This window comes from Micromonospora sp. DT4 (assembly GCF_049841675.1).
In the GTDB taxonomy this organism is placed as follows: Bacteria; Actinomycetota; Actinomycetes; order Mycobacteriales; family Micromonosporaceae; genus Micromonospora.
Map to the genome: position 1 here is coordinate 1 of NZ_JBNCKT010000207.1, position 4,582 is coordinate 4,582.

Genomic DNA, 4,582 nt, shown 5'->3' on the forward strand with positions numbered 1-4,582 from the left:
CTATTTGTCGAGGACCTTCCATCGACGTGTCTCGGCGTGACGTTCCGCCCCCACCCAGTTACCCGACAGTCTCTCAGGGGTATCAGCGCCAGCGAAGGGTGGTCCTACGCAATCGCCGCGCCGACTCCGACTGGTCCGGTCCGGTCCGACACGGCGCGATCCGGGCGGCGGCGATGGCGGCGGTGGTGCGTCCGTCGGCGAGTTCTTCCGCCGACGGACGCACCGGAGGGCGAAGCTTACGGTTTACGGGCGAGCAGCCCGACGAAGGTGTGGTAAGTGTCGGTCTGCTGGGGAGGGGACGCGCCCGGCTCCGGACGCCACTCGGCCAGCGGCACCAGTCCCGGTTCCAGCACCTCCAGCCCGTCGACGAAGGAGAGGATCTCCTCGTCCGTACGCCAGCGGCCGGTACCCAGTGACTCGTTGAAGACCCGCTCGACCTCGCGGGCCTTGCGGGAGCCCTCCGGGTCTCGCTCGCCCGGGTCGCGGAAGTGCGAGACCGCCACGTAGCTGCCGGAGGGCAGCGCGTCGATCAGCTCTGCCGCCACCGCTCGTGGATCCTCGTCGTCACCGAGGTGGTGCAGGATCGCGAAGAGCAGCAACCCGATCGGTCGGTCGAAATCGAGGAATCGCCGTACGTCCGGGTGGTGCAGGATCTCCTGCGGCGTCCGGACGTCCGCCTGGATCACCGTCGCGGTGCCGTCTGCGGCGAGCAGTGCCCGCCCGTGCGTCAGGACTATCGGGTCGTTGTCCACGTAGACCACCTGAGCCTTCGGGTTCTGCTCGGTGGCGACCTCGTGCACGTTGCCCTGGGTGGGCAGCCCCGATCTGATGTCGAGGAACTGATCGATGCCCGCCTCGGAGACGAGGAAGCGAGTCACCCGACGCAGAAAGGCCCGGTTCGCCTGGCCGGCGGCCGGCCCGTCCGGGGTGATGCGCAGGGCGTGCTCGGCGACCTGTCGGTCGGCCTCGAAGTTGTCCTTGCCGCCCAAGAAGAAGTCATAGACCCGGGCCACGCTGGGAATGCGGGGGTCGATGCCCGGGGGTGCCGCCTTGTCGCGGGTCACAGGCGTCTCCATTCGATGCGATTCAGCGCGGGCTGAGGACTGTGGACGGTGCCGGCGTTGCGGCGAGTGTAGCGATCGGACAGGAGGATTTTCGCCCCGGCTGGTACCGCTCCCAGCGAATCGTCCGCTCACCAGCGCACTCGTTGGTCGACACGCCGACAAGACGCCGACCGAGTAGTGAGATGTGTTGGCGACAATCGATATCTGGCGGGATCGTCGACGTATGACTGACGTCTCGTCGTCCGCGCTGTTCCGCCGTCCGGGGCCGGGTCTGCTGGCCGCCGTCGTGCTGTCGACGGTGGTGCTCGCCGCCGCTCTGGGCACCGCGCCGGCGGCCGACGCCGGCACCGCGACGCCCGCCGCGCATCCCGGTGTCGCTCCGGCGCCCGTCCGGGCCGCGCGGCCCGGCCCTGCGCCCGTCCGGGCCGCGCTGCCCGCCGCGGAACCGACCGGGACCGCGCCGCCGACGCCGACCACGGCCCCCGGCACGCCGGACACCTCGCCCTTCCCGCCGAGCCCGCCCACGAACCTGACCGCCAGCGAGGTACGGACCGGGTCGGTCACCCTCACCTGGACGGCGGCCAAGCCCGGCTGTTGCGCCATCGTCGGGTACGACATCACGTACTACCAGGCATTCGACGACGTCATCTACAGCGCCAGCGTCGGCGCCGTGACCAGCACCACGATCACCTCCTATATCGGGCCGGGCAAGCAGTACTCGTTCCGGGTGGCCGCCCGGGACACTCTCGGGCACCGCTCGACCTCCACGGACAGCGTGACCGTGGTGACCCCGGTGACGGACACCGGCCCGGACACCACCCCGCCGAGCGCCCCGCAGACCCTGACCGTCGCGGAGGTGACAGCCTCGACCGGCACCCTGTCCTGGTCGCCGTCGACCGACAACGTCGGCGTACTCGGGTACAACGTCTACCGGTTCGACGGCTGGTTCAGCTCGATGCTGATCGCCACCGTGCCCGGGACGACGTACACGACGTCGTTACCCGCGTCCACGCCGCTGGAGAACCTCTACTACGTGCGGGCCCGGGACGCGGCTGGCAACGTGTCGATCGCGTCCAACACCGTCACCTTGCCCACCACGACCACCCCGTCGCCCCCACCGCCATCGACGTGCCAGGTGACCTACCGGAACCAGTCCGAGTGGCCGGGCGGTTTCGTGGCGACAGTGACGGTCCAGAATGTCGGAGCGGCACCGGTCGACGGCTGGATCGTCACCTTCGCTTTCCCGGGGGACCAGCGGGTGACCTCGGCGTGGAACGCCACGGTCGGCCAGACCGGTGCCACCGTGACGGCTCGTAACGTCGACTGGAACCGCGTCCTCGCGCCGAACGGCGCCGCGACCTTCGGCGTCCAGGGGCGGTGGGGCGCCAGCGACGCACCGCCGACCGCCTTCACGCTGAACGGTGCTCCGTGTACTACGGGCTGAGCGCGTCGCCCTTCTAAGGAGTCTCGTGAGCACAACCCATCGCCGCGCGGCCCTGGCTTCGGCCGTCATGACCGGCGTCCTCGTCGCCTCCACCACGCTCGGTGGCCCGACCGCGCCCGCCTCCGCCGCGAACACGCTCAGCATGCGGGGCGCCGACGTCTCGCGGAGACGCGGTGCTGCGTGCACGCGAAGCGCCCCCGCCCGGTGAGCGGGGGCGCTGCCGTGCGGATCGTCAGACGGCCGTACGCGACCACTGCTGGTTCGTGCCGGTGTTGCACGTGTACTGCTTGAGGACCACGCCGTCCGCGGTCGACGCGGCCGGTACGTCCACGCACTTGGCGCTGTGTCGGGCGCGGAGCTGGAAGTAGCTGCCGTTGGCGACCATCTGGAACTGCTGGTTGGTGCCGCTGCCACAGGTGTACTGGATCAGCTCGGCGCCGTCGGCGGTCGAGGCGCTCGTCACGTCGAGGCACTTCCCGCTGTTCCTGCTGCTGATGCGCCAGTAGCCGCTGCCGGCGTCCTGGAACTGCCACTGCTGCCAGGCGTTGCCGCCGTAGGTGTACTGGCCGACGCGCGCGCCGTTGTCGGTGTTCGGTGACTGGACGTCCATCGCCTTGCCGCTGTGCCGCACGGTGATCCGGTAGAACGTCTCCGTCGTCGGCGGAGGCGTCGTGGGGTCGCCGCCGCCGATGGTGTCGCCCCACCCGTAGCGAATTCGGTCTGCTCCCGAGGTGTTGCGGATGGTGAGGTCGGTGCCGCTGCCGCTGAACGAGTACATCGAGTACCAGTCGTAGCCGATGCTGCCGGGCTTGCCGCCGAGGGCGGGCCAGTAGGTGCCGCCCATCTGGTTGTCGCGCATGACCTGGGCCATGGCGCGGATGTAGCGCACGAAGTTGTCGGTGCTGTTCGCGTCGCCGTAGTTGCGGCCGTCGTTCATGGGCGCGCCGAACTCGGTGGCGACCGCCCGTGCGGCGCAGTCGCCGAGGCGCGCCTGGATGTGGCTGCGGAACGCGTCGTAGGTCATCGCGCCGTAGAAGAAGGCGTAGTAGTGGAAGGACAGCAGCGTCGAGTTGAAGCGGCTGTCGTTGCAGATGTCGCGCAGGTCCTGGCTGAAGCCGGTGCCACCGATGAGCACCCGGCTGGGCGTCGCCGAGTAGTGGTAGGTGAGCCAGTTGGCCGCGACGTTGCGCCACTCCGCCGAGCTGTAGCCGTGCGGCTCGTTCATCGGTTCGAAGTACACGTTGGTGTTCGCGCCGTACGTGTTGGTGACCGTGGACCACATCGCGTTCCACGCGGCGAGGTTGGTGATTCTGCCGCCGGAGGCGGCGCCGTCCTCCCAGTAGGCGAGGATCACCTTGAACCCGCGTGCGGTGGCGGCGTCGATGGCGCCTCGGTACGCCTCCCACCAGGCCGTCCCGACGGTGTGGGTGTTGATGGGCAGCCGGACGGTGTTGACGCCCATGGTGGACGCCATGTCGTCGTAGAGGGCATTGGCCTTGGCCCGTACCGTCGCGTTGCTGTCGGACATGCTCAGGCCCTGGACGACGAGGGGGCCGGTGCTGAAGTTGTCACCCAGCACGGCCCAGTTCATGCCTCGGAACTGACTGGTGGCGGCGGCGGCCGGTGTCGACGTGACCGCGACACCGCCCACCAGCGCTGTCAGCGCGGCCACCAGCGCGATCAGCGTCCGTCGTAGCAGGCGAGGATGGCGTGACGATTCAGGTGCGCGGCCAGCGGGTGGTATGACCATGATGCCTCCGGGGCGGTCGTCAATGTGTTAGCGCTAACACGACCCGCGGGCATGAGTGGTCGAGTCGTGGCCTTGTCGGCGTGCCGCACAGGCAGATCCGGCATTCCACACTGGTGCAGACAGCGTGTGTTCTGCTTGTTAAGCGCGTGTTGCAGCCAAGTGTTAGCGATTCGCATCTGGGGTGTCAAGGCATCGACAGATCCCTCTGGCGAGGTGGCCGACGCGCCTCATGTGGGTCAGTGGTCGGACGTACGTATTCAGCTTGAGGTAGCCGTTTGAGGCAACCACGGCCCGGTGGTGAACAGCTGTTTGAGGACGTCGAGG

3 protein-coding genes are annotated in these 4,582 nt (G+C 68.9%); 1 reads left to right on the plus strand and 2 read right to left on the minus strand.

Translation table 11 applies throughout. The annotated features are described in order from the left end of the window. Positions 1-236: 236 nt before the first annotated feature. Positions 237-1,064 (minus strand): SAM-dependent methyltransferase, encoded by an 828-nt coding sequence (locus tag ACLQ24_RS28645; RefSeq protein WP_425894853.1) that lies wholly within the window; start codon positions 1,062-1,064, stop codon positions 237-239. Between the two features lie 223 nt (positions 1,065-1,287). On the opposite strand from ACLQ24_RS28645, the gene ACLQ24_RS28650 reads away from it, so the two are divergent. After that, positions 1,288-2,508: a cellulose binding domain-containing protein gene (locus ACLQ24_RS28650; protein ID WP_425894854.1), complete on the plus strand. Its 1,221-nt coding sequence runs from the start codon at positions 1,288-1,290 to the stop codon at positions 2,506-2,508. Positions 2,509-2,740: 232 nt separating this feature from the next. Here the strand turns inward: ACLQ24_RS28650 and ACLQ24_RS28655 are convergent, their stop codons facing one another. Beyond that, positions 2,741-4,180, minus strand: a complete 1,440-nt coding sequence (locus tag ACLQ24_RS28655) for an RICIN domain-containing protein (protein WP_425894855.1) — start codon at positions 4,178-4,180, stop codon at positions 2,741-2,743. Between the last annotated feature and the right edge of the window lie 402 nt (positions 4,181-4,582).